We start from the raw sequence: 21,511 nt of genomic DNA on the forward strand, positions 1-21,511 counted from the left end.
GTGGTGGGCAGGCTCACACCGCCTGGTCGAACACGTGCGCCCGCACCCAGGCGTGCATGGCCACGGCCGCGGCGGCACCGGCGTTGATCGACCGCGTCGAGCCGAACTGGGCGATGGACAGCACCGCCTCGCACACCTTCCGCGCCTCCTCGGACAGCCCCGGCCCCTCCTGGCCGAACACCAGCACGACCTCGCGCGGCAGCGGGTGGGTCTCCAGGGGGACCGCGCCCGGCAGGTTGTCGATCCCGACCAGCGGGAGTCCCCGTTCCCGCGCCCACGCCAGGAGCGACGCGGTGTCGGAGTGGTGGTGGACGTGCTGATAGCGGTCGGTCACCATGGCGCCCCGGCGATTCCATCTGCGGCGGCCCACGATGTGCACGGCGGCGCACCCGAACGCGTTGGCGGTGCGCACCACCGACCCGATGTTGAAGTCGTGCGACCAGTTCTCCACGGCGACGTGGAACGGGTGCCGCACGGCGTCGAGGTCGGCGACGATCGCCTCGCGCCGCCAGTAGCGGTAGCGGTCCACGACGTTGCGGCGGTCGCCCCCCGCCAGGAGTTCGGGGTCGTACCGCTCGTCCTCGGGCCAGGGGCCGACCCAGGGGCCCACGCCCACCTCACGTGCCTCGTCCTCGCCGGGAACGGGAGGGGGCGTCGGGGCGGTCACGGGTGCGGCGTGTTCGTTCATCCGTTCCAGCTTACGGAGCCGTCACAGGTTGACGGACCCGTGGATGTCCCTGGTCTGGATCACCTTGGCGCCGCCGCTGACGTCGCCCCGGATCGAGTTGTGAACCGCGCCGCCGCCCTCCTGGGAGGCCTGGGCGGTCAGTGCGTCGACGAGGCGCCGGATGTCCGGATCGGCCGCGGCCGCGCGTTCGATGTGGTCGGCCACCGAGGCGATCGCGTCCTCGTCGTCGGGCTCGACACGGGCCTCGTCGAGCGCCTCCTGGGCCTCGGGGACACCGCGGAAGTGCCGGAAGAGGGTCTTGCGGAAGGACTTGAAGTCGTCGATCGTCGCCTGGCTGACGACCTCGGCGATCTTGGACACGGCGCCGGTGGCGACGGCCGCGGCGAGGGCGAGGGTGGCGGGATCGGGCATGGGGCTCTCCTCCGGAAGGGGTGCGGTCACTCCCCAGTCTTCCCCGTCAGACCGAGCGCTGTCGCCGGTTGGCGGTGACCAGGGCCACCGCGCGCCAGCCGAGGAGGGTCACGGCGAGGAACGCGGACGTCACCGCGACGAATCCGATCGGGGCCCCCTCGCCCGTGGCCAGGCGCGACACCATGCCCCCGGCGACGGTCACCGCCCACACGAACACCCCGGTCGGCCAGATCCGGACAGGAGCGCGCCACGCCAGGGTGACCACCCACCCGAGGGCGAGGGCCGCCAGGAACGGCCACGCGGTCCAGAGCACGGCGGCGGGGGCGAGCCCCGTCTCGTGGTCGGCCTTGCCGATCACGACGAAGGCGAGCACGCAGACCACGTCGGCCGCCAGAGCGAGCGGCACGGTGAAGGAACGCATACCCCCAGGCTACGGCCGCCGGCGGTGGGCTGCCCGGCGGGTGGGGGCACGCAGGGTCGGCGGCTCCCGAAGGCCCGGCGTCGGGGCGGGACCGCCCCGACGCCGCCGCACCGCCTACTCCCGGGTGAGGCTGTCCCGCAGGAACTCCACCTGGAGCAGCATCAGGTTCTCCGCCACCACCGGGTCCGACGGCATGTGCGTCACCCCCGACAGCGGCAGCACCGTGTGCTTGCGCCCCGCCGCCAGCAGCGCCGAGGACATCCGCTGCGTGTGCGCGAACACCACGTTGTCGTCCGCCAGCCCGTGGATCATCATCAGCGGGCGCTCCAGCTTCGCGGCGTCCGCCAACAGCGAACTGCCCTCGTACGCCTCCGGCCGCTCCTGCGGCGTGCCCAGGTACCGCTCGGTGTAGTGCGTGTCGTACAGCCTCCAGTCGATCACCGGGGCGCCCGCGATCGCCGCGTGGAACACGTCCGGCCTGCGCAGCACCGCCAGAGCCGACAGGTACCCGCCGAACGACCATCCCTGGATCCCCACGCGCGAGGTGTCCAGGAACGGGTACCGCTCGGCCGCGTCCCGCAACGCCGCGACCTGGTCCTCCAGAGCGGGCGTGGCCAGGTCCAGGTGGATCTCCTGCTCCCACTCGACACCGATCCCCGGCGTGCCGCGCCCGTCCGCGATCAGGACCGCGAACCCCTGCTCCGCGTACCACTGCGCGGTCAGGTAGGCCCCTCGCGCGTTGAGCACCCGCTGCGCGTGCGGACCCCCGTACGGCGCCATGAGCACCGGCAGCGGGCGCAGGTCCTCCCGGTACCACGAGGGCAGCACGAGCGCCGTCGGGATCTCCCGCTCACCCGCCCGCCAGGTCGTCACCCGCAACTGCTCCGGCAGGTCGGGGCTCTCCGCGACGCTCTCGATGTCGGACCGCTCCCGCTGCGTCTCCGAACTGGCGTTGCGGAAGACCAGTGTGTGCACCCCGGGAAACTCCATCGACCGGTGCTGCACCACGAGCGTGTCCCCGCGCAGCCGCCCCGACCGCACTCCGCTGTGCGCCTCGGCGTCCGAGGCGGTGCTGCACCCGTGTCCGGGCACCTCCACCGGCGCGGCCAGCCCCGTCGGCAGGTCCACCAGCCACAGGGACACGTCCCAGGGACGACCGGCCGGGGAGCCCGAGTACAGGATCCGGTCCCCGTCCACGTCGACCACCGACCGCACGTACACGTCGGGCGGGCTGACCGGGTCGCCGCCCACGTAGACCCGCCGCTCCCCGCGGTCCGGGTCGCGCGCCACCCACACCAGGTCGCCGGAGGCGGTGTGGTCGGGCACGCCCGAAACGATCTCCAGCCACACGTCGTCGGTGTCGGTGCGCACCTCAGCGACCAGACCGGTCACCGGGTCGGCGCTGAACAATGTCATCGTGCGCTGGTCGCGGCTCTGCGCGGTGAACACCACCGTCGGGGTGCCGTCCGGGCCGGCGGTCCACCCCGCCCGCGCGAGGTACGGCAGGGCCCCGCGGTCCCACTCGATCCAGGCGGGCGCGCCCGTGCCGCCCGCCCGGTGCTGACCCGCCGTCCCGACGGACAGCACGGCCATCCGCACGTCCGCGTTGGTCGTCCCGGCCGCGGGGTAGCGCAGGACGGTCGGCTGCTGCTCGGGGTTCCCGGGGTCGTCCACGTGCCACCGGGTCACGTCGGCCTCGTCGACCCGCGTGGCCAGGATCGATCCGCCGTCGGGTGCCCACCAAAAGCCCCGGTGCCGGCTCATCTCCTCGGCGGCGACGAAGTCGGCCAGGCCCCAGGTCACGTGGTCGCCGTCGGGCTCGGCCAGGACGCGGTCCCCATGGTCCTCCCCAGCCGCGTTCACGTCGATGACGCGCAACGCGCCGCCGCTGACGTAGGCGACGCGGTCGCCGCGCGGGCTGATCCGGGGATCCACGACCGGTCGGGTGGCGGGCAGTTCGCGGGGCTCGTTGTCGTCTCCGACCAGGTCCACGTAGAAGAGCCGCCCCGAGAGGGTGAAGACGGCCCGGGTGAACGCGTCGTCGACCGAGTAGGAGACGATGCCGCCGCCGCTCTCCCGCAGCCGTTCGCGGCGGGCGCGCTCCTCCGGCGGGAGGTTCTCGTCGTCGGCGCCGAGCGCCCGGGGGTCGGCGGCCACCCACGCCGTACCCTGCTCGGTCTCGTGCACCCACAGGCAGGTGGCGGTGTCCACTCCGTCCCGCCCCCTCAGGAAGGCGACACGCCGTCCGTCCGGGGAGATCTCGAACGCGTACGGGACGCCGATGCTGAAGCGCTGGGTTCGGGCAAGTTGGCGAGGAAAGCTCATAGGGCGATTGTGTCCCATCACCGCGCCCGGCCGTCGCGCCGATGGCGGCGTGCCCCCTCCGCGCATCGGTTCACGACCGTCGAACCCGGTGCGCGGACCACGCGCCGTGGCCGACCGAGGGCGTACGTCGGGAAAACGGCGCCCCGCCCGGTATCGTTCGCTAGGTGATGGACAGGCGACTGATGATGGTGCACGCGCATCCCGACGACGAGAGCATCGTCACGGGGGCGACCCTGGCGAAGTACGCGGCCGAGGGAGCTCAGGTCACGCTGGTGACCTGCACCCTGGGCGAGGAGGGCGAGGTCATCCCCGACGACCTCGCGCACCTGGCCGCAGACCGCGGGGACACGCTCGGGGAGCACCGGACGGGCGAGCTCGACAAGGCCTGCGTCGCCCTGGGAGTGCGCGACCACCGGTTCCTCGGCGGCCCTGGCCGTTACCGTGACTCGGGGATGCTCGGCACCGCCGCCAACGACCACCCGCGCGCCTTCTGCGGCGCCGACGTCGAGGAGGCGGCGACCCTCCTGGCCGAGCTGATCCGCGAGACGCGTCCGGACGTCGTCGTCAGCTACGACGAGAACGGCGGTTACGGCCACCCCGACCACGTCCAGGCCCACCGGGTCACCCGCCGCGCCTGCGTCAAGGCGGGCGAGCGGACCATGCCCGGCTCCCCCTGGCGGGTCCGCAAGCTCTACGCGATCGCCCAGCCCGTGTCCCGGATCGAGGCGTCCATCCTCCGGCTCGCCGAGGACTCCGGTTCCTTCACCCCGCCCTCGCGCGTGTCCGACATCGCGTTGGGCACCCCGGACTCGACGGTGACCACGCGGGTCGACGCCACCGACCACTGGGCGGCCAAGACGCTCGCGATGCGGGCGCACGCCACGCAGATCACCGTGGAGGGCGACCGGTTCGCGCTGTCGAACGGCATCGCCCAGGAGATCGACGCAGTGGAGCACTACACGCTGCTCATGGGCCCGACTCCGCGCACCGCCGGCGGTGAGTTCGAGACCGATCTCTTCGCGGGCCTGTGAGCGGTCCCGGCGGTGCCGGCGGTGCCGGCCGCGTATTCTCCACTCTCATGAGCACCTCGCGTCCCGAATCGGAGGACGAACGCGCGCCCGGCACCTCGATTTCGGTGCGCCTGGCGACGCTCGCCGCCGTGGCGCCGTTGGGCGCGGTGGTCGGGTTCGTCTCGTCCGTCTGCGCGGGGTGGCTGACCCGGTACTGGGAGGCGGGCCAGCCCGCGCAGACGATCGCGGTGGTCGCGCTCCTGGTCTACGTCGTCCTGCTGTACACCGGCTGCCGACTCCTGGTGTGGGGGAGCGGGACGCCTGACGCCGCGATGGCCTTCACCACCGGTTTCGTCGTCGCCCTCTTCGTGGTGATCGGCTACAACCCCGGCGGCGACGTCGTGCTCACCGGCCACATGGTCCACAACGCGTTCCAGCTCGGATCGATGCTGGCGCTGGCGTCCGCCGTGGTGGTCAGCTCGCTCCGGAACGCACGCGGCGGACGGTTCGCCGCGCGCGGCGGTCGGGGCTAGGGCGTGCGCCCTCTCCCGCACTGCTTCGCCCAGACGTGCCCTAACCGGCCCAGAACTGCAGCAGCAGCTGCCCGTGGAACACCATGCCCGGATAGACCGGGTTCGGCAGGACCGCGTCGTAGAACCAGTAGAAGGCGCCGAGGAAGGGCTCGTTGACGACCGGGAGCCACAGCAGCGCGAAGACCGCGATCGAGCAGTACAGCGCGTTGGTCCGCAGGGCCGAGGCCGTCTTCGCCGGCAGGGCCGGTGCGAGCGGCGCGAACGCGTCCAGACCCGGGATCGGGAGCAGGTTGACCACGGCCGCGGTCAGGTTGGCGAGCGACAGGAACGCCATGGCGGCGATCGCCCAGTTGGTGGTGTCGTTGCCCGGCGGGACCAGGATCGACACGGTCACGGTCAGCGCCACCGACAGCAGGAGGCTGGCCAGCGGCCCGGCGAGCGCCACCAGGACGCGTCCGGGGACGGAGATCCGGTCCCACTTCACGTAGGCGGGGGGCCCGGTCAGGCCCAGTCCGCCGAGGCACAGATAGGCGAGCGGCAGGACCGCGCCGCCGAAGAACTCGCGGAACGCGAACGGGTTGAGCCGCAGGTACCCGCTTCCGCGCAGCGACCGGTCACCGGCGAGGTAGGCGGCGAGTGCGTGCCCGAACTCGTGGACGGTGGCGGAGACGATCCACCCGAGGACGATGAGCAGGGGCGGGATCAGCGGTGTGACCGCCGCGTCCTCGGCGGCCCAGTCCAGTTCGACCGCTTCCCATGACAGCCAGCCGGTGAACCCGGCCAGGCCGAGCAGCAGCACGAACACGGGGCTGGGCAGGAAGTCCGTCCATCCGCCGGACGCGGAGGGCCGGCCCTCCGACCCGGCCTCGGCGTCCTCAGCGCGCTCGGCGTCCGCGGCGGGCGCGTCACGCTGGCCGTCCACGTCGAGTCCGGGGACGTTGAGCGCGTCCTGCGGCATCTTCTCCCACGGGTCGGCGCCGGGCGCGTCCTGCGTCGTGTCCGCGCTCGGCGGCGTCTCGGGCGTGGGCATGGTGCTCCTGCTGTTCGCGGTTGGTTCGCGGTCCAGCGTATTCCCACCCGCCGCCCACCACCGCCCGGGGGCGCTTCGCGGGGTGCGGGCCACCGCCCTCACACCACCGCGCGCGGCGCCACCGCCGACGTGTGCAGACACGTGATGGCGAACGCCCGCCCCGGCCCGGTCAGTTCCCTGCGGCCCCCGCCGTCGTCCCCGGTGAGCAGGCCCAGCGCCTCCAGCAGCCACCCGACCGCCATCACCAGCGCGCGCACCTGGTCCGACGCGGTCTCCGCGGTCCTGCGGTGCGCCGCGGCGTGCCGCCCCGCCGACATCGGGACCTCCGCGGGCACCCACCCCGACTCGGTGAGCGCGTGCTCCGCCGCCACCACGTCCGGCACCCCGCGCCGGGTGTGTGCCCCCGTGCCCTGCGGCGACCGCGTCAGCAGCACACCCAGCAACGTCTCGGCCGCCGCCTGTTCGATCCCACCGGTACGGCACAGCGTCTCCGCGGCGGCCAGCCACAGCGCCTCGGGGTCCTGCCTCAGCTGGCGCCCGCGCCGGGTGAGCACCAGCCGCCGCCCCGACCGCCGTACCGCGCGCATCCCGCGCAGCATCTGGTGCAGCGCGATGAGCTGGGTCGCGTCGGTCTCGCTGCGCGGCGGGTCGGGCGAGGTCCGCCACCCGAAGTCGGCGCACAGCAGTCGGACCACGCCCGGCGCGATGTACCCGATCTGCGTCAGCGCGATCCCCTCCGCCGCCAGGTCCAACAGCGTCCGCAGCGGCGCCATGGCCGTGTCCGCCGCGCGCGGCACGTCCACCCCGGCGATGATCCGCCCCACCAGCGGCCAGAGCCCCTGCCTGTGCGGATGCACGGGCGATCCGATCCAGGCGCGCACCCTCTCCTCGCGGACCCGGTCCAGGTGGCTCAAACCCCGGCGGTCGGGCTGGGTGAGGAAGGAGCGGGTGAACCGCGCCTGCGCCGTCCGCCACCCGTGCTCGCCCGGGCGTACGTCACCGACAGCGACCGCCAGCTCCAGCGCCGCCGCGGTCTCCAGGCGGGCACGGATCTCGGCGTCGCCGACCGCGCCGCCCCACGTCAGTTCGGGCAGGTCCGGGGGCTCCACTCCCGACTCCCACATGAGCCGTTCGTACATCGCCAGACCGGCGTCGTGGTCCTCGTCGTAGGCCGACGACAGCGCGACCGTCTCCGGTGCGGAGCACACCAGCGCGTAGCGGTGCAGGTGCAGGAGGGTGAGGAGGCTGCCGAGGGAGCGGGCGGCGAACGCGCGGTCGTCCGAAGACCCCTGGAACCGTACGGGGAGCTCGAACCAGCAGTACCGTTGGACGGAGTACTGAGTGAGCCGTTCGATGTCGTGGTCGGGGGCCAGCGTGTCCAGTGCCTCGCGCGCCGCCACGGCCGCCCGCTCGTCCCGTCCGGCCAGTTCCGCGAGGGCGGACGCGACTACTTCGCGCATGATGGGCGCTCACCACCTCCCGCCGTGCATCGCGCCCGCTCGACGCGGGGAGTCGTCGGGGCGCGCCGCTGTCCTGCGTCCCGCGCCGAGCTGGCTCGGCTCGCGGCGGGACTCTGCCGTCTCCTACCCCGGACGGGGCGAAGAATGCCTGTGTCCAGGCGTGTTCTGACGCCCGACCGGCGAAGTCCGGCGGGCGGTGGTCGTGCTCCGAGTGGTCGTCGTTGAGCCGGGGCCCGCGTCAGGGCGCCTGGGAGGGGCGCCCACCGCGTCGGCGCGGGGGCGCGGGGGGAACGACTCGGCTGGCGGCGATGCCCGATTCGGCGACCTCGACCACCGAGTCGTCCCGACGGCGCACGGCCAACACGCCGTTCGCCCAGGACTCCACCACACCGACGATATCGGTGAACCCGCCGTCAGGGAGGCGGATTCGCACGGAAACGCGCTTTCCCACGTCCGCGTGGCCGATCCGGTGCACCAGACGGCCCCCCACGTGCATCGAACTCCACCCCCGATTGTGCGCTGAGTATTCTCCGACGCCATACTAGGAGTACGACATCTGTGCCAGCAGCTTGCGGAGCCCGGGTGCCGGGGGAGTCGGCGACCGCACGTCGGCCCCTCTCCGGGGCTCCGAAGTCCCCGCCCTCCCCGCGGGAGCGCGGGGGTGAGATCAAGGAGTTCGACGTGACCTACGTCATCGCGCAGCCCTGTGTCGACGTGCTGGACAAGGCGTGCATTGACGAGTGCCCTGTGGACTGCATCTACGAGGGCGAGCGCATGCTCTACATCCACCCGGACGAGTGCGTCGACTGCGGTGCGTGCGAGCCGGTCTGCCCGGTCGAGGCCATCTACTACGAGGACGACCTGCCCGACCAGTGGCAGGACTTCTACAAGGCCAACGTCGACTTCTTCGACGACATCGGCTCGCCGGGCGGCGCGTCGAGGGTGGGCAAGATCGACCGCGACCACCCGCTCGTCGCCAAGCTCCCCAAGCAGGCGGACTGAGCGGTCCCGAGCGACCGACCGCGCCACGCGGGCCGGTCGCGGGCACCCTGTGGCGCAGAGGGTGCTGCCCAGTGGCGGGCAGCCGAACGTGGGTGTCGCGCCGATCCCCGGACGGGGGTCGGCGCGATGCTTGTTCGCGGCCCGATCCGCGACCCGACACTCCCGACCCCGATCCGGATGGAGAACGCACCGATGGCCGCACGGCGACGCGTCACGGACCGCCTCCCGACCTTCCCCTGGGACCGGCTGGCGCCGTACAAGCGTACGGCCGCGGCGGTCCCGGACGGCATCGTGGACCTGTCCGTCGGCACGCCCGTCGACCCGGTTCCCGTCACCCTCCGCCAGGCCCTGACCGACGCCGCCGACTCGCCCGGCTACCCCCTGACCTGGGGGAACCCGGAACTGCGCGCGTCGATCGCGGGGTGGCTGGCGCGCCGCCACGGCGTTCGGGTCGCAGACGGAGCCGTCCTTCCCACCGTGGGCTCCAAGGAACTCGTGGCCTGGTTGCCCACCCTGCTCGGCCTGGGGGAGGGCGACAGGGTCGTCCTCCCCGAACTGGCCTACCCGACCTACGACGTCGCGCCCGCATGGCCGGAGCCACGCCGGTGGCCTCCGACGGGCTGACCGCCCTCGGTCCGGCCCCGGTCGGCCTGGTGTGGGTGAACTCGCCGAGCAACCCGACCGGTCGCGTGCTGGACGTTCCGCACCTGCGCAAGGTGGTCTCGTGGGCGCGCGAACGGGGCGTGATCGTCGCCTCCGACGAGTGCTACCTCGACCTGGGTTGGGAGGACCGGGAGCCGGTGTCGATCCTGCACCCGGACGTGTGCGACGGCTCGCACGACAACCTGCTGGCCGTGCACTCGCTGTCCAAGCGCTCCAACCTGGCGGGCTACCGCGCCGCGTTCGTCGCCGGCGACCCGGCCCTGGTCGAGGAGCTGCTCGCGGTCCGCAAGCACGCGGGGATGATCGTCCCCGCCCCGGTGCAGGCCGCCATGCGCGCCGCGCTGGACGACGACGACCACGCCGCCGAGCAGAAGGAGCGCTACCGCGCGCGCCGGAGCCGCCTGCGCGCGGCCTTCGAGGGCGCGGGGTGGCGGATCGAGCACTCCGACGCGGGACTGTACCTGTGGGCGGGCCACCCCGAGTACGACGCGTGGGGAGCCGTGGCCGCCCTCGCCGACCGTGGGATCCTGGTGGCGCCCGGAGACTTCTACGGCCCGGCGGGCGCGCGGCACGTCCGGGTCGCGTTCACCGCCACCGACGAGCGGGTCGGCGCCGCGGTCGAGCGCCTGCGGACGTAGTCCCCGACGGGTCGGGTGTCGACCCGGGCCGCGCGTCGCACCGAGGCGCGCCCGCCGTCCGACCACGGCCGCGTACGGCCCCGCTCACGGACACGACGGCGCCGGGTCCGGCCGCGCCGCGGTCAGCCGAGGACGACGCGGCCCTCGGTGTCGGTCACCTCGCCGAGGGAGACCCACTCCGCCGCGCCGTCCACGCCGTCGGAGATCCGCCACTGCTGGTTCCCGTAGGTCACCGAGGTCAACCCGTACTCCTGCGCGTGGGCGACCGCCCAGAGCGCCATCGCCCACCCCAGGTCACCCGTGCTCGTGCCCTCCGCCGCGGTCAGCGCGGCCGGGTCGACCCCGAACACCCGGGCCATCTCCTCCTGGGCGCCCTCCACGTCGGGCTGCCCCGCGGTCAGGGACTCGACGGTCTCCGCGTCGTACCAGCAGGTCATCGCTGGCCCCAGGCGCCGGTGATCGCCTCGGCCATGTCCGCGGACAGCGTCTCGTGCTGGTCGTAGGCGTAACCGTCGGCACTGTGCTGCACGGCCTGGGCCGCCTCGAACACCGGCAGCTCCTGCCACCCGTCGACCTTCGCCAGCGCGTCGTAGAACGCGGCGCTGGCGTAGACCGGGTCGAGGATCTCCTCCGGCGCGCCCCACTCCTGCGACGGCCGTTGCTGGAACAGGCCCAGCGAGTCCCGGTCGCCGTACTCCAGGTTGAAGAACGTCGACTCCTGCCACACGGTCGCGAACGCCACCGTGACCGCCTCCTCGGGGAGGTCGCGGCTGAACGCCACGCCTCCGACGGTGGCGGCGTTCACCGCCTGGAGCGGCTCCAGGGTGTAGGACCCCTGCGCCAGGTCGAGGCGGCAGGCGGGCTCGGGTGGCTCCTCGGAGTCCCGTTCCAGCGGCTCGACCGTGGTCAGCACGTAGTATCCCCCGGCGACGAGCGCGCCGCACACGAGGAACAGGGCCATGAGGATCTTGACGAAGGCGGAGATTTTCCGACGCTTACTGGGCACGGGCGAACCAACGGATCGATGACGGGTGGAGCGCGTCGCCGGGGGCGGAAGCGGCCCTGCGTGCGTCGCGCTGGGGCGCGGTGAGGCGCGCCTGGGGCGCATTGTAGTCGGCCGCGCGTTCCCGGACGCAGGTGTGACGGGACGCGGGCCCGGGTCCGCGTCCCGGGGCGTTCACGGCGCACCGCCGCACTACCGCTAACGTGGGTGTACATGACCAGCTCGTACACAAGTCCGCTGCCAGACCGGATCGACGAACTCTGGGAGCGGCGCTCCGAACTCACCCCCGGCCACACCGACGCGCGCGAGACCATTATCGGCGCGATCGACCAGATCGACGAGGGCAAGGCGCGGGTCGCCTTCGTCGACCCCAGCACCGACGAGGTCGTGGTGGACGAGCGCGCCAAGCGCTCCATCCTGCTCGGCTTCAAGGTCCTGGACATGAGGGAGTCGCACGTCGGCGACTTCTACCACCACGACCGCATGCCGCTGAAGACCCGCTTCGACGGGGTCCGCGTCGTCGCGGGCGCGATCGCCCGCTGGGGCTCCTACCTCGCCCCGGGCGTCGTGCTCATGCCGTCCTTCACCAACATCGGCGCCCACGTCGGCTCCGGCACCATGGTGGACACCTGGGCGACCGTGGGATCCTGCGCGCAGGTCGGGGAGAACGTCCACCTGTCCGGCGGCGTCGGCGTCGGCGGCGTCCTGGAGCCGCCGCAGGCTCCCCGGTCGTCATCGAGGACGACGCCTTCCTCGGCTCCCGCAGCATGGTCGTCGAGGGCGCCCGCGTGCGCACCGGAGCCAAGCTCGGCGCCGGGACCGTCCTCACCTCCTCCACGCGCGTCTTCGACGCCGAGACCGGAGCGGAACTGCCGCGCGGCGAGGCCCCGGCCTGGTCGGTGTGCGTGACCGCCAACCGCGTCAGGAGCTTCCCCGGCGGGGACTTCGGCATGCCGGTCCTGCTGGTGCTCAAGCGCCTGGAAGAGGGGCAGGAGCACGACAAGCTCGCCCTGAACGAACTGCTCCGCGAGCACGGCGTCAACGCCTGACGCGACCGGAACTCCCGGGGCGTCCCCCGCTCGGTGCGAGGGGCGCCCCGCGCTCGTCCGGGGCGGGTGCCGTGGACGCCGCCCGTCGCGCAGCGGGGTATGCGTCCGCGGCACACGATCTAGGGTGGACGGCGGGCGCCTCCGCCGCACACGGCGCGGCGTCCGCGACGACCGACGACGACCCGAACGGGGCGAGACGATGCTGGACCTGACCTCGGACGCGGCGGACCTGACCGCCGCCATCGTGGACATCCGCTCCGAGAGCGGCGACGAGCGGACCCTCGCCGACGCCGTCGGGCGGGCCCTGTCTGACCTGCCGCACCTGAAGGTCGCCCGGGACGGGGACGCGATCGTCGCCCGGACTGATCTGGGGCGCCCGCGCAGGGTCGTCGTCGCCGGACACATCGACACCGTTCCCATCGTCGACAACGTCCCCTCGCACGTGGACGGTGGACGGCTGTACGGATGCGGGACCTCCGACATGAAGGCCGGGGTCGCGGTCCAGCTCAAGCTGGCCGCCCTGGTCGCCGAGCCGGTCCACGACGTCACCTACGTCTTCTACGACAACGAGGAGGTCGACGCCGCACGGAACGGCCTGCGCCGCCTGGCCCGCAACCATCCCGAGTGGCTGGCGGGCGACTTCGCCGTTCTCATGGAGCCGACGGACGGCGTCATCGAGGGCGGCTGTCAGGGCACGATGCGCGTGCGCGTCGTCGCCCGGGGCGAGCGCGCGCACAGCGCCCGCTCCTGGATGGGCAGGAACGCCATCCACGACGCCGGGGCGATCCTCGACGTTCTGCGCGCCTACACCCCCCGGGAGCCCGAGGTGGAGGGGCTGCGCTTCCACGAGGGCCTGAACGCGGTGTTCGTCGAGGGCGGCGTCGCCGGCAACGTCATCCCGGACGAGTGCGCCGTGACGGTCAACTACCGTTTCGCCCCCGACCGGTCGGTGGAGGATGCCGAGGCCCACCTGCGCGAGGTGTTCGACGGCTTCGAGGTGTCGGTCACCGACGCCGCCGCCCCGGCCCGCCCCGGGCTCGACGACCCGTCCGCCGCGGCCTTCGTGGCCGCCGTGGGCGAGGGGCGGGCGCGGGCCAAGCTCGGGTGGACCGACGTCTCGCGCTTCTCCGAACTGGGTGTGCCCGCTGTCAACTACGGTCCGGGCGACCCGACCTTGGCCCACACGCGGAACGAGTACGCCGAGATCGCGAGGATCCGCGAGGCCGAGGAGCGGATGGTCGCCTGGCTGTCCGGCCCGCGCTGAGGCCGGTGCTCGGCCGGCCGTCGCTCGGAACCGTTCCGACCAGGGCGTTCGTCGGCGAACCGGCCGCTGTCGGCCACCGCGGGTCCACGCGCGGTTCAGGCGGCGCCCGCTCCTGCTCGGATAGCCTCACGGCATGACGCAAGAGGAACACATTCGGCACGCCGGCCCGCTGACGTACCGGGGCCGGGCCATCCCGCAGACCACCACCGACCAGCGCCTGCTGGATCAGCGGGGGCCGACGGACTGGGTCCACACCGACCCCTGGCGGGTGCTGCGCATCCAGTCGGAGTTCGTCGAGGGCTTCGGTCTGCTGTCCGAGTTGCCGTCTGCGGTGAGCGTGTTCGGGTCGGCCCGGGTCGAACCGGACAGCGACACTACGCGCTGGGTGTCACGGTCGGTGCGAGACTGGCGCGGGCGGGGTACGCCACGATCACCGGCGGTGGCCCGGGGATGATGGAGGCCGCGAACAAGGGAGCCCAGGAGGCGGGCGGGATGTCCGTCGGGTTGGGCATCGAGCTGCCGTTCGAGCAGACGCTCAACCCCTACATCGACGTCGGGATGACCTTCCGGTACTTCTTCGTCCGCAAGACGATGTTCGTGAAGTACGCGCAGGCCTTCGTGGTGCTGCCCGGCGGTTTCGGGACGCTGGACGAGCTGTTCGAGGCGGTCACGCTCGTTCAGACCAACAAGGTGACCCGCTTCCCCGTGGTGCTGGTCGGCAGGGAGTTCTGGGGCGGACTGCACGAGTGGATCGAGTCGCGGCTGCTGGAGAACGGGCTGATCAGCTCGGCGGACACGGAGCTGCTCCAGTTGACCGACGATCCCGACGAGGTGGTCGACATCATCCGCAAGTCGCACCTGGACATCGCGCAGCGCAACGGCGAGGTGCCGCCGGGCGTCGGTTGACGACCGGTGACCCGGCGCCGGGCGGCCGTCCACGGGCGGCGGCGCGCGGTGGCCATCGGCGGGCGGGCGTGGCACGATCGTTCCGTGCCTGTCTTCATCATGATTCTGGTCGGTGCCGCAGCCTTGGCTGTGCTCGTGGGCGTCGTCTACGTCGTGCTCGGCAAGGGCGGACAGCTCGCCCGATTCGAGGCCGACTACCCCCCGTTGGACCTGCCCGCGGACGGCGCGGTCGGGTCGGCCGACCTCGGTCGGCTCCTGCTGCCCCTGTCGATGTGGGGCTATCACGTGCGCGCCGTGGACGAACTCCTCGCGCGTCTGGTCACCACGCTGCGCGAACGCGAGGAACGGATCGAGGACCTGGAGTGGCGGCTGTCCCGTCTCGACGCCTCCTACGTCCCCGAGGGCCACGGCCCCGACGGCTCCCAGGGGCTGCCCGGCGACGCCTATGCCCCGGACGACGGCGAGGAACCCCCGGTCTCCGGCGAGTCCGGACCCGAGGAGTCCGCGCGGAGCGCCCACACCGCGCCTGGCCAGGGCTGACGCCGGCCTTCTGCGGGTCTGGGTCGGTTCACCCCGCCCTGACCGACCTTGTCGATATGTCGTGAGTCACAGTTGACCTCCCGCTTTCGGCGGCCACGTCGGGTTCGGGTGCCCTATTCTCGTTCGCTGTACACACGTACCCCCCGTTCCACCGGAGCGGGCGGAGCATCGCTCAGGATGGCGAGGATGGACTCAGCAGCCGATCTCGATCCGGGACCCGAGAGCGCGCGCGGCGACAACGCCGCCCCCGTTCGCCAGATGTCCCTGTGGCAACCGCCCCGCTCGACCCGGTACACCCAACGGCGCCGCCGTCGGGTGACCGTGCTGACCGGCATGGGCCTCGGGGCCCTGGTGCTCGCGGGCGGTATCGCCGCCGCGTGGACCCTGGTCGGCGACGGGGGCGCCGACGTCGCGGAGAGCGCCGAGCACATGCAGCGGTTCGTCGGTTCCTGGTCGGGTGACATGCACCAGGTCGACACCGAGGGCGATCCGGTCGCCGACTGGCACGCCGAGGTCCGCATCGAAGCGGGCGCCGAGCGCGGCAGCACCGCGTGGACCACGTTCACCTGCTCGGGGACGTTGGAGCTGTCGGCGCGCGACGAGGAACGCGTCGTGTACTCCTACACCGAGACCGCCGATCCCGAGAACCGGTGCGTCGACGAAGCGGAGCTGACCCTGTGGCCGGGTGCCGACGATCGGGCGCTCATGTCGGAATGGTCGTCCGTCACCGACGCGGGGACGCGGATGATCTCCACCGGGGAACTCGGCTGACCGCGTCGAACCCCAGGTCGCGGTCCCCGGACGTCGAGGTGGTCGAATCCCTCTGTTTCGACCGGCGGCGCCGGGGCAGTAGTCCGGTCGGCTCCTCGCACCCTCATCGGGATTCGGTCAGGACCGATATAACCTTTACTGACCAACGATTCCTCGCCGGTGGACGCTCGCGCGGTCGCGCTGCGGTCGCCCGGCGCACATCCGGGGCCAACCTCCGAGATAATGGGCGAAGAGTGGTTCACGTCCCTTACCTCACGCGGGCGCGAGTCACACGGATCCGGTCGACAGTGCCGGGGCCGGGCCGCACGCGGTGGACCGGTGCCGGCGCCGTGGTTCGGCCCCGGCCACACGCGAGGAACATCGAGAAAGGGGAATGGCATGGCGGCGATGAAGCCGAGGACCAGCGACGGGCCGTTGGAGGTCACCAAGGAGGGTCGCGGCATCATCATGCGAGTCCCCTTGGAGGGCGGCGGACGCCTGGTCGTCGAACTGACGCCGGATGAGGCGGGTGATCTCCGGGACGAGCTGCACAAGGTCGTCGGCTAGCGACGACGACCCGTGCCCGTCCCCACACCGGGCCGGCGTCCCCTGACGACCACGTCGGTCGTACACCTCCCGATTCAGTGAACGATTGTGAGCGGCCAGTGCCCTTCGCCACGCAGATCCAGTCCCGACCGGGAAACCTCGTCGATTCCACCGCGGACCTGCTGGTCCTGCCCGTGCGTGCGGGGGACGGCGGACCGACGGCGGTCGAAGGGGTCGCTGAGAGCGGGCTGACCGGGACCCTTCCCGCCCCGCTCACCGATCTGTTCACGCACTACTCGCTCACCGGCACGTCCGGCGAGTTCGTCCAGTTCCCGGTGTCCCGGGACGAGGGCCTGGCGCGGCTGGCGCTTCTGGGAGTGGGCTCGGCGTCGCCCGAGGACCTCCGGAAAGCCGGAGCGGCCCTGTCCCGGGCGGCCAGGGGGCGGCGCAGCGCCGCCCTGGCCTGGCCCGGTGCGCACTCCGAGGCGGCGACGGCCTTCGCCGAGGGCGCGCTGCTCGCCTCGTACACGTTCAGCATGAAATCGGGCCAGATCCCCGAGGACAGACGCCCCGCCGAGACCATCGACGTGCTGGGCGAGGCGCCCGAGGACCTCGTGGACGCCCTGCGTCGAGGCGCGGACCTGGCCGCGGCCACCGCTCTGGCTCGCGACCTCATCAACACGCCCTCCCTGGAGAAGGACCCGGAGTGGATGGTCTCGCGAGCGCGCGAGGTCGCGGCCGGCAAGGGGCTCCAGGTTCGGGTCTGGGACGAGAAGGACCTCGTGGACGGCGGCTTCGGCGCCATCCTGGGCGTCGGTCAGGGCTCCTCCCGGCCCCCGCGCATGGTCCAGCTCTCCTACACGCCCGAGAACCCGACCGAGCACGTCGTGCTCGTCGGCAAGGGCATCACGTTCGACACCGGCGGGCTGTCGCTCAAGCCGAACGACAACATGATGCTGATGAAGACCGACATGAGCGGGTCGGCGATCGTCCTGGCGGTGCTCTCCGCGCTGGCAGAGGTCGGAGCGTCCGTCCGGGTCACCGGTCTGCTTCCGTTGGCGGAGAACGCCTTCTCCGGAAGCGCCATCCGGGTCGGCGACGTGCTCACGACCTACTCGGGCACCACAGTCGAGGTGCTCAACACCGATGCCGAGGGGCGGCTGGTGCTGGCCGACGCCATCGGTTACGCGGTCTCCGAGCTCTCCCCGGACGTCCTGGTGGATGTGGCGACCCTGACCGGCGCGGCCAAGATCGCGCTCGGCACCGGAACCGGCGCCCTCTTCAGCGACGACGACACGATCGCCGCCGAACTGGAGCGCGCGGGCCGCGACTCCGGCGAACCGCTCTGGCGCATGCCGCTCACCGACGCGTACGCCCCGACCACCGAGTCCCGGATCGCCGACCTCGCCAACATCGGCACCCGCGGCAAGGACTTCGGTCCGGCGGGCGCGACCGAGGCCGCGCTGTTCCTCCGAGCGTTCACCGGCGGTGTGCCCTGGGCTCACCTCGACATCGCCGGTCCCGGCCGGTCGATGAAGGAGAACGGAATCCTCAGCAAGGGCGGCACCGCCTTCGCCACGCGCACGCTGCTGCGCTGGCTCGCCGCGCGCTAGGCCGTCAGCGGCCGGGGCCACGGTCGCGGCACGCCGGTGACCGGATCGTCCACCGGCGTGCCGTCCACACCGGGCACCCCACGCGGCGGGTCCGGAACGAACCCCCGCCTCGGTGGGTCCGCCGACGCCACCGCGGTCGGACCGCACACGGGCGGGGTTCCCGTGTGGCGGAAGGGGCGGGGTCGACGGCGGATCGGTCGGGGAACCGCCGTCAGGGGCGGATGGCGGCCAGTAGTCCCTCCCCCACGGGCATCAGCAAAGGCACGAACGCGCCGTCCTCCCGCACCCGCTGCACCACCTCGCGCACGGCGGTCTCCGCCGGATCGGGGGCGCGCAGCGGCCCGTCCGGTTCGGAGGAGGCGGCCAACGCGCCGTGGAACACCGCCACGCCGCCCGGACGCAGCAGCCGCTGCGCCTCGGCCAGGTATTCGGAGTAGGACTCGCGGTCGGCGTCGACGAAGACCAGGTCGTATCCGCCGTCGGTGAGCCGTGGGAGCACCTCCAGCGCCCGCCCGCGAATCAGTCTCGCCCGGCCCGCGCCGAACCCCTCACCGGTGAACACCGTGCGGGCGTAGGCCTGGTACTCGGCGTCGGTGTCCACGGAGGTGAGGATCGCGTCGGTGGCCATGCCCCGCAGCAGCCACACTCCGGACACACCGCACCCCGTGCCGACCTCCACGACCGACCGGGCCCCGATCGCCGCGACCAGGAACCGCAGAGCCGCGCCCGTCACCGGGTCCACGGGCGGTGCCGACGACTTGCGCGCCGTGTCGTAGGCGTCGACCAGGGGGCCGTCCCCCACGGCGTCCTGGGCGAAGCGGTCCTGCTCGGTCCGGACCCAGGTGATCCGGGCCGCGCTCTGATCCGTGCTGGTGATGACGGCCTCCCGCTACGGTGGTCACGGTGTGGGCGGACCTCCTGACCAGCGACACGTCACACATCGTGGTGTGATGTTCGCGATCGGGTCACGTCCCTGGCGCAAGATTAGCCTGAACGGGCGCGAACTCCGAGCGTGGCGGCGGGAACTTAACGGGCGTTCCCCAGCGTTAAATCGGGAGGAACGCACGTCGACCGCCATGAAGTACCTCCCCCCGAGCAACCCGCGTGCGTCTCGTCGACGGGATGAAGGGAGCAACGGTGCCAGAGACCGGCCCAGCCGTGGAATTCGAGGCCTGGGAACCCCCGAGCTGGGAAGAGGTCGTCCGGGTCCACTCACCCCGGGTGTACCGGCTCGCCTACCGGCTCACCGGCAACAAGCACGACGCCGAGGACCTCACCCAGGAGGTCTTCATCCGTGTGTTCCGCTCCCTGGCCAACTACACACCCGGCACCTTCGAGGGGTGGCTGCACCGCATCACCACCAACCTCTTCCTCGACATGGCCCGCCGTAAGGCGCGCATCCGCTTCGAGGGGCTGGCCGAGAACGCCGACGAACGCCTGGAGGGGCGGGAGCCCTCGCCCGCCCAGCGCTACGACGACCGCCACTTCGACGCCGACGTGCAGAGCGCCCTCGACGCCCTGCCCGCCGAGTTCCGCGCCCCCGTCGTCCTGTGCGACATCGAGGGCCTCTCCTACGAGGAGATCGCCGCGACGCTCGACGTCAAGCTCGGAACCGTCCGCAGCCGTATCCACCGGGGCCGCGCCCAGCTGCGCCGCGCCCTGGAACACCGGCGGGCCCTGGCCGTCGGGAAGGACGCGGGCGGCGCTCACGCGACCAACGGGGAGGCGGAATGAGCATGGACCACCTCGGAGAGCGGCTCTCCGCGCTCGTCGACGGCGAGCTCGGCCCGGCCGAGCACGAACGCGCCCTGATCCACCTGGCCAAGTGCGAGTCGTGCCGGTTCGAGGCCGACATGACGCGCAGGCTCAAGCGGCGGTTGAACGGTCTCGGCGAGCCCGAGCCGGACAACGACTTCCTGGGGCGCCTGGCCAGCCTGTCCCGCGACCCCGGATCCACGTCGGACGACCGCGACCGCCCGGGGCCGCCGCCCGGAGGCGCCGGGTTCGGGATGCGTCCTCCCCTGGGCTCCTCCCGCCCCCTCGGAGGGCGTCCCCTCGGGGGGCTGGGCGGCCCGCCGGGTCCGCTCGTCGCCGAGGCGGCCGGCGCCGGCCCGGTGGCCACCGCGACGGAGCCCGTGGTCGCCGCACGGTCCATCCCCGACGTCCGCCCGGTGCGCCGCCGTGGCGCCCAGCGCCTCGCCCACCTGTTCCCACCGCTCCCGGGCGGGCGGTACGCGGTCGCGGGCGTGGCGGTGGCCACGGCACTGCTCGGCTCGGCGTTCGTCGCGGGCGGGCACGACGAGGGGACGCCGGTCGTCGAACCCCGGCTCGCCGACTACGCCGTCGAACACGCGATGACCACGCGGCACGTTCCGGTCGTCGCTTCGCAGACCCCGGCCGCCGAGTCGGGCGGCTCCGCGTCCGTCGGGGACCAGGGAGGGCGGCCCCAGACCGTGGGAGCCCCGAACCCGACCGAAACGACCCGGTGAGCGCGGAGGATTCCTCCTCCCGCCCGTCCCTCGCCCTGGTGGCCCTGGCCGCGCTGTGCCTGCTGTGCCTGACGGCCGGGTCCCATCCCGACTCCTCCGACGTGCCCGCCGAGGGCCGTGACGACGGGATGCAGGTCCTGCGGAGGGCCTCCCTCACCGAGGACGAACTGTCCTACACGGCGGTGCGCACGGTGTCCGGACCGGCGGGCGGAACCGGAACGGCCGGGCGCACGGACCGGGAGATCAGGCTGCGCGTGGTGAGCCGGCCGGGGCAGGGGATCGCCCTGGCCCGTCTCGGTGAGGGCGTCGACGGCGGGGACGCCGGTGGGGAGTTCGACGGCGCCTTCGTCGTGCGGGACTCCTCGGAGTTGGACGCGCTCGACGGGCGCCTGCTGCGGATGCTGGAGGACACCTACCGCGTCACCGACGCCGGTCCCGCGGAGCTGGACGGGCGCGCCGTCCGCCTGGTGGAGGCCGACCGGTCGGACGGCTCGGTCGCGGGCCGGTTCTGGGTGGACGCCGACACGGGGTTGCTCGTCGGCCGCACCGTCTACGAGGAGTCGGGCGAGGTCGCGCTGAGTTCCCGCCTGACCGACGTGCGCGTGGGGGAGGGCGACTGGCCCGTGGAGGCCCACGGCGGTGAGCCCTGGGGCGACGTGCTGACCCCGGACGAACGCGACGCCCTCCGCGACGGCGACTGGTGCCTGCCCGAGGACCTCACGTGGAACCTGCGGCTGGTGGACGCCCGGTCCACCTACCTGGGGGAGCACCGTGTCGTGCACGCCATCTACTCGGATGGTCTGTCCCAGGTGTCCGTCTTCGCCCAACGTGGGAAGCTGGGAACGGAACATCCCTCGACACATCGTGACGGACACACCGGAACCGGGGCGGGGGGAGGTGGCGCCACGACACGGCATGGCGGGATCTTCGGCGGTGACGTCGGTCAGTACCAGAGCGTGTGGCAGTCCGAGGGGTTCGTCTTCGCGGTCCTGGCGGACGCTCCCGCGGGCCTGGCCTCCTCCGCGGTGATCGCGTTGCCGGGGCCCGAGAGCTCCGGGTTCTGGGCCAGAGTGCGGCGCGGTCTGTCCAGGTGGGGGGTCCCCTGACCCCCGCCAGCGCACGCCGCGCGCCGACCCCCTCGACCACACAAGAGTACGGAACGGGTCTTGG

General features: G+C 72.8%; 19 protein-coding genes and 4 pseudogenes. 14 read left to right on the forward strand and 9 right to left on the reverse strand.

Annotated elements, in window-relative coordinates; translation table 11 throughout:
• Nucleotides 1-13: 13 nt before the first annotated feature.
• From BJF83_RS21770 to BJF83_RS21785, 4 genes are all read right to left on the reverse strand, one after another.
• A complete protein-coding gene (locus tag BJF83_RS21770; RefSeq protein WP_075927765.1) occupies nt 14-688 on the reverse strand; it encodes an RNA methyltransferase in 675 nt (224 codons plus the stop codon).
• Nucleotides 689-709: 21 nt separating this feature from the next.
• Entirely contained in the window at nt 710-1,099 is a 390-nt protein-coding gene (locus BJF83_RS21775; RefSeq protein WP_075927766.1) for a hypothetical protein, read from the reverse strand.
• Nucleotides 1,100-1,145: 46 nt separating this feature from the next.
• Nucleotides 1,146-1,520 carry a DUF3054 domain-containing protein gene (locus BJF83_RS21780; protein ID WP_075927767.1) on the reverse strand — a complete coding sequence of 125 codons (375 nt, stop codon included), beginning with the start codon at nt 1,518-1,520 and terminating at the stop codon, nt 1,146-1,148.
• A 114-nt stretch (nt 1,521-1,634) separates the two neighbouring features.
• Nucleotides 1,635-3,845, reverse strand: coding sequence for a S9 family peptidase (locus BJF83_RS21785; RefSeq protein ID WP_075927768.1), 2,211 nt, complete (start codon nt 3,843-3,845; stop codon nt 1,635-1,637).
• 164 nt (nt 3,846-4,009) lie between these two features.
• Here BJF83_RS21785 and mshB point away from each other — a divergent pair, with 164 nt between their 5' ends.
• Both mshB and BJF83_RS21795 read left to right on the forward strand, forming a co-directional pair.
• On the forward strand, nt 4,010-4,876 hold the full coding sequence (mshB, locus tag BJF83_RS21790) for an N-acetyl-1-D-myo-inositol-2-amino-2-deoxy-alpha-D-glucopyranoside deacetylase (protein WP_187347199.1): 867 nt from the start codon (nt 4,010-4,012) through the stop codon (nt 4,874-4,876).
• Between the two features lie 47 nt (nt 4,877-4,923).
• Nucleotides 4,924-5,388 carry a hypothetical protein gene (locus tag BJF83_RS21795; RefSeq protein WP_075927809.1) on the forward strand — a complete coding sequence of 155 codons (465 nt, stop codon included), beginning with the start codon at nt 4,924-4,926 and terminating at the stop codon, nt 5,386-5,388.
• Nucleotides 5,389-5,428: 40 nt separating this feature from the next.
• Here the strand turns inward: BJF83_RS21795 and BJF83_RS21800 are convergent, their stop codons facing one another.
• The 3 genes from BJF83_RS21800 to BJF83_RS21810 form a co-directional block, all read right to left on the reverse strand.
• On the reverse strand, nt 5,429-6,418 hold the full coding sequence (locus BJF83_RS21800) for a site-2 protease family protein (RefSeq protein ID WP_075927769.1): 990 nt from the start codon (nt 6,416-6,418) through the stop codon (nt 5,429-5,431).
• 98 nt (nt 6,419-6,516) lie between these two features.
• A complete protein-coding gene (locus BJF83_RS21805; RefSeq protein WP_075927770.1) occupies nt 6,517-7,878 on the reverse strand; it encodes a hypothetical protein in 1,362 nt (453 codons plus the stop codon).
• A gap of 238 nt (nt 7,879-8,116) precedes the next feature.
• Nucleotides 8,117-8,374, reverse strand: a complete 258-nt coding sequence (locus tag BJF83_RS21810) for a hypothetical protein (RefSeq protein ID WP_075927771.1) — start codon at nt 8,372-8,374, stop codon at nt 8,117-8,119.
• Between the two features lie 185 nt (nt 8,375-8,559).
• Between BJF83_RS21810 and fdxA the strand changes: the two genes are divergently transcribed.
• Nucleotides 8,560-8,880, forward strand: a complete 321-nt coding sequence (fdxA, locus tag BJF83_RS21815; protein WP_075927810.1) for a ferredoxin — start codon at nt 8,560-8,562, stop codon at nt 8,878-8,880.
• 192 nt (nt 8,881-9,072) lie between these two features.
• Nucleotides 9,073-10,181 (forward strand): annotated as a pseudogene (gene dapC / locus BJF83_RS21820) (succinyldiaminopimelate transaminase).
• Nucleotides 10,182-10,303: 122 nt separating this feature from the next.
• On the opposite strand, the pseudogene BJF83_RS21825 reads toward dapC, so the two are convergent.
• Nucleotides 10,304-11,187 (reverse strand): annotated as a pseudogene (locus tag BJF83_RS21825) (hypothetical protein).
• A 210-nt stretch (nt 11,188-11,397) separates the two neighbouring features.
• On the opposite strand from BJF83_RS21825, the pseudogene BJF83_RS21830 reads away from it, so the two are divergent.
• From BJF83_RS21830 to BJF83_RS21860, 7 genes and pseudogenes are all read left to right on the forward strand, one after another.
• Nucleotides 11,398-12,233 (forward strand): annotated as a pseudogene (locus BJF83_RS21830) (2,3,4,5-tetrahydropyridine-2,6-dicarboxylate N-succinyltransferase).
• Nucleotides 12,234-12,432: 199 nt separating this feature from the next.
• Nucleotides 12,433-13,497, forward strand: coding sequence for a succinyl-diaminopimelate desuccinylase (gene dapE / locus BJF83_RS21835; protein ID WP_075927772.1), 1,065 nt, complete (start codon nt 12,433-12,435; stop codon nt 13,495-13,497).
• Between the two features lie 133 nt (nt 13,498-13,630).
• Nucleotides 13,631-14,403, forward strand: a pseudogene (locus BJF83_RS21840) (TIGR00730 family Rossman fold protein).
• An 84-nt stretch (nt 14,404-14,487) separates the two neighbouring features.
• Entirely contained in the window at nt 14,488-14,943 is a 456-nt protein-coding gene (locus BJF83_RS21845) for a hypothetical protein (RefSeq protein ID WP_075927811.1), read from the forward strand.
• 186 nt (nt 14,944-15,129) lie between these two features.
• The gene (locus BJF83_RS21850; protein ID WP_075927812.1) at nt 15,130-15,714 is read left to right on the forward strand and encodes a hypothetical protein; all 585 of its coding nucleotides are present in this window, start codon (nt 15,130-15,132) and stop codon (nt 15,712-15,714) included.
• A 378-nt stretch (nt 15,715-16,092) separates the two neighbouring features.
• A complete protein-coding gene (locus BJF83_RS21855) occupies nt 16,093-16,260 on the forward strand; it encodes a DUF3117 domain-containing protein (RefSeq protein WP_083678650.1) in 168 nt (55 codons plus the stop codon).
• A gap of 98 nt (nt 16,261-16,358) precedes the next feature.
• Complete coding sequence (locus BJF83_RS21860) at nt 16,359-17,852, forward strand: leucyl aminopeptidase (RefSeq protein ID WP_075927774.1); 1,494 nt, start codon at nt 16,359-16,361, stop codon at nt 17,850-17,852.
• Nucleotides 17,853-18,063: 211 nt separating this feature from the next.
• On the opposite strand, the gene BJF83_RS21865 is transcribed toward BJF83_RS21860, so the two are convergent.
• Nucleotides 18,064-18,654 (reverse strand): O-methyltransferase, encoded by a 591-nt coding sequence (locus tag BJF83_RS21865; RefSeq protein ID WP_075927775.1) that lies wholly within the window; start codon nt 18,652-18,654, stop codon nt 18,064-18,066.
• Between the two features lie 320 nt (nt 18,655-18,974).
• On the opposite strand from BJF83_RS21865, the gene sigE reads away from it, so the two are divergent.
• Genes sigE through BJF83_RS21880 form a run of 3 tightly spaced genes read left to right on the forward strand, consistent with a single transcriptional unit; the run spans nt 18,975 to nt 21,447 of the window.
• Nucleotides 18,975-19,586 carry an RNA polymerase sigma factor SigE gene (gene sigE, locus BJF83_RS21870; protein ID WP_187347200.1) on the forward strand — a complete coding sequence of 204 codons (612 nt, stop codon included), beginning with the start codon at nt 18,975-18,977 and terminating at the stop codon, nt 19,584-19,586.
• Complete coding sequence (locus BJF83_RS21875) at nt 19,583-20,341, forward strand: anti-sigma factor (protein WP_075927777.1); 759 nt, start codon at nt 19,583-19,585, stop codon at nt 20,339-20,341. The genes sigE and BJF83_RS21875 overlap by 4 nt, the downstream gene beginning before the upstream one ends.
• Entirely contained in the window at nt 20,338-21,447 is a 1,110-nt protein-coding gene (locus tag BJF83_RS21880; RefSeq protein ID WP_075927778.1) for a transcriptional regulator, read from the forward strand. The genes BJF83_RS21875 and BJF83_RS21880 overlap by 4 nt, the downstream gene beginning before the upstream one ends.
• Nucleotides 21,448-21,511: the final 64 nt, after the last annotated feature.

The sequence above is a fragment of the Nocardiopsis sp. CNR-923 genome (genome assembly GCF_001942255.1).
GTDB lineage: Bacteria > Actinomycetota > Actinomycetes > Streptosporangiales > Streptosporangiaceae > Nocardiopsis.

Bases quoted from the DNA above. Each gene is read 5' to 3' on its own strand.
- BJF83_RS21770 (WP_075927765.1), bottom strand. From the start codon at position 688: ATGAACGAACACGCCGCACCCGTGACCGCCCCGACGCCCCCTCCCGTT.
- BJF83_RS21775 (WP_075927766.1), bottom strand. From the start codon at position 1,099: ATGCCCGATCCCGCCACCCTCGCCCTCGCCGCGGCCGTCGCCACCGGC.
- BJF83_RS21780 (WP_075927767.1), bottom strand. From the start codon at position 1,520: ATGCGTTCCTTCACCGTGCCGCTCGCTCTGGCGGCCGACGTGGTCTGC.
- BJF83_RS21785 (WP_075927768.1), bottom strand. From the start codon at position 3,845: ATGAGCTTTCCTCGCCAACTTGCCCGAACCCAGCGCTTCAGCATCGGC.
- BJF83_RS21795 (WP_075927809.1), top strand. From the start codon at position 4,924: ATGAGCACCTCGCGTCCCGAATCGGAGGACGAACGCGCGCCCGGCACC.
- BJF83_RS21800 (WP_075927769.1), bottom strand. From the start codon at position 6,418: ATGCCCACGCCCGAGACGCCGCCGAGCGCGGACACGACGCAGGACGCG.
- BJF83_RS21805 (WP_075927770.1), bottom strand. From the start codon at position 7,878: ATGCGCGAAGTAGTCGCGTCCGCCCTCGCGGAACTGGCCGGACGGGAC.
- BJF83_RS21810 (WP_075927771.1), bottom strand. From the start codon at position 8,374: ATGCACGTGGGGGGCCGTCTGGTGCACCGGATCGGCCACGCGGACGTG.
- dapE (WP_075927772.1), top strand. From the start codon at position 12,433: ATGCTGGACCTGACCTCGGACGCGGCGGACCTGACCGCCGCCATCGTG.
- BJF83_RS21850 (WP_075927812.1), top strand. From the start codon at position 15,130: ATGGACTCAGCAGCCGATCTCGATCCGGGACCCGAGAGCGCGCGCGGC.
- BJF83_RS21855 (WP_083678650.1), top strand. From the start codon at position 16,093: ATGGCGGCGATGAAGCCGAGGACCAGCGACGGGCCGTTGGAGGTCACC.
- sigE (WP_187347200.1), top strand. From the start codon at position 18,975: ATGAAGGGAGCAACGGTGCCAGAGACCGGCCCAGCCGTGGAATTCGAG.
- BJF83_RS21875 (WP_075927777.1), top strand. From the start codon at position 19,583: ATGAGCATGGACCACCTCGGAGAGCGGCTCTCCGCGCTCGTCGACGGC.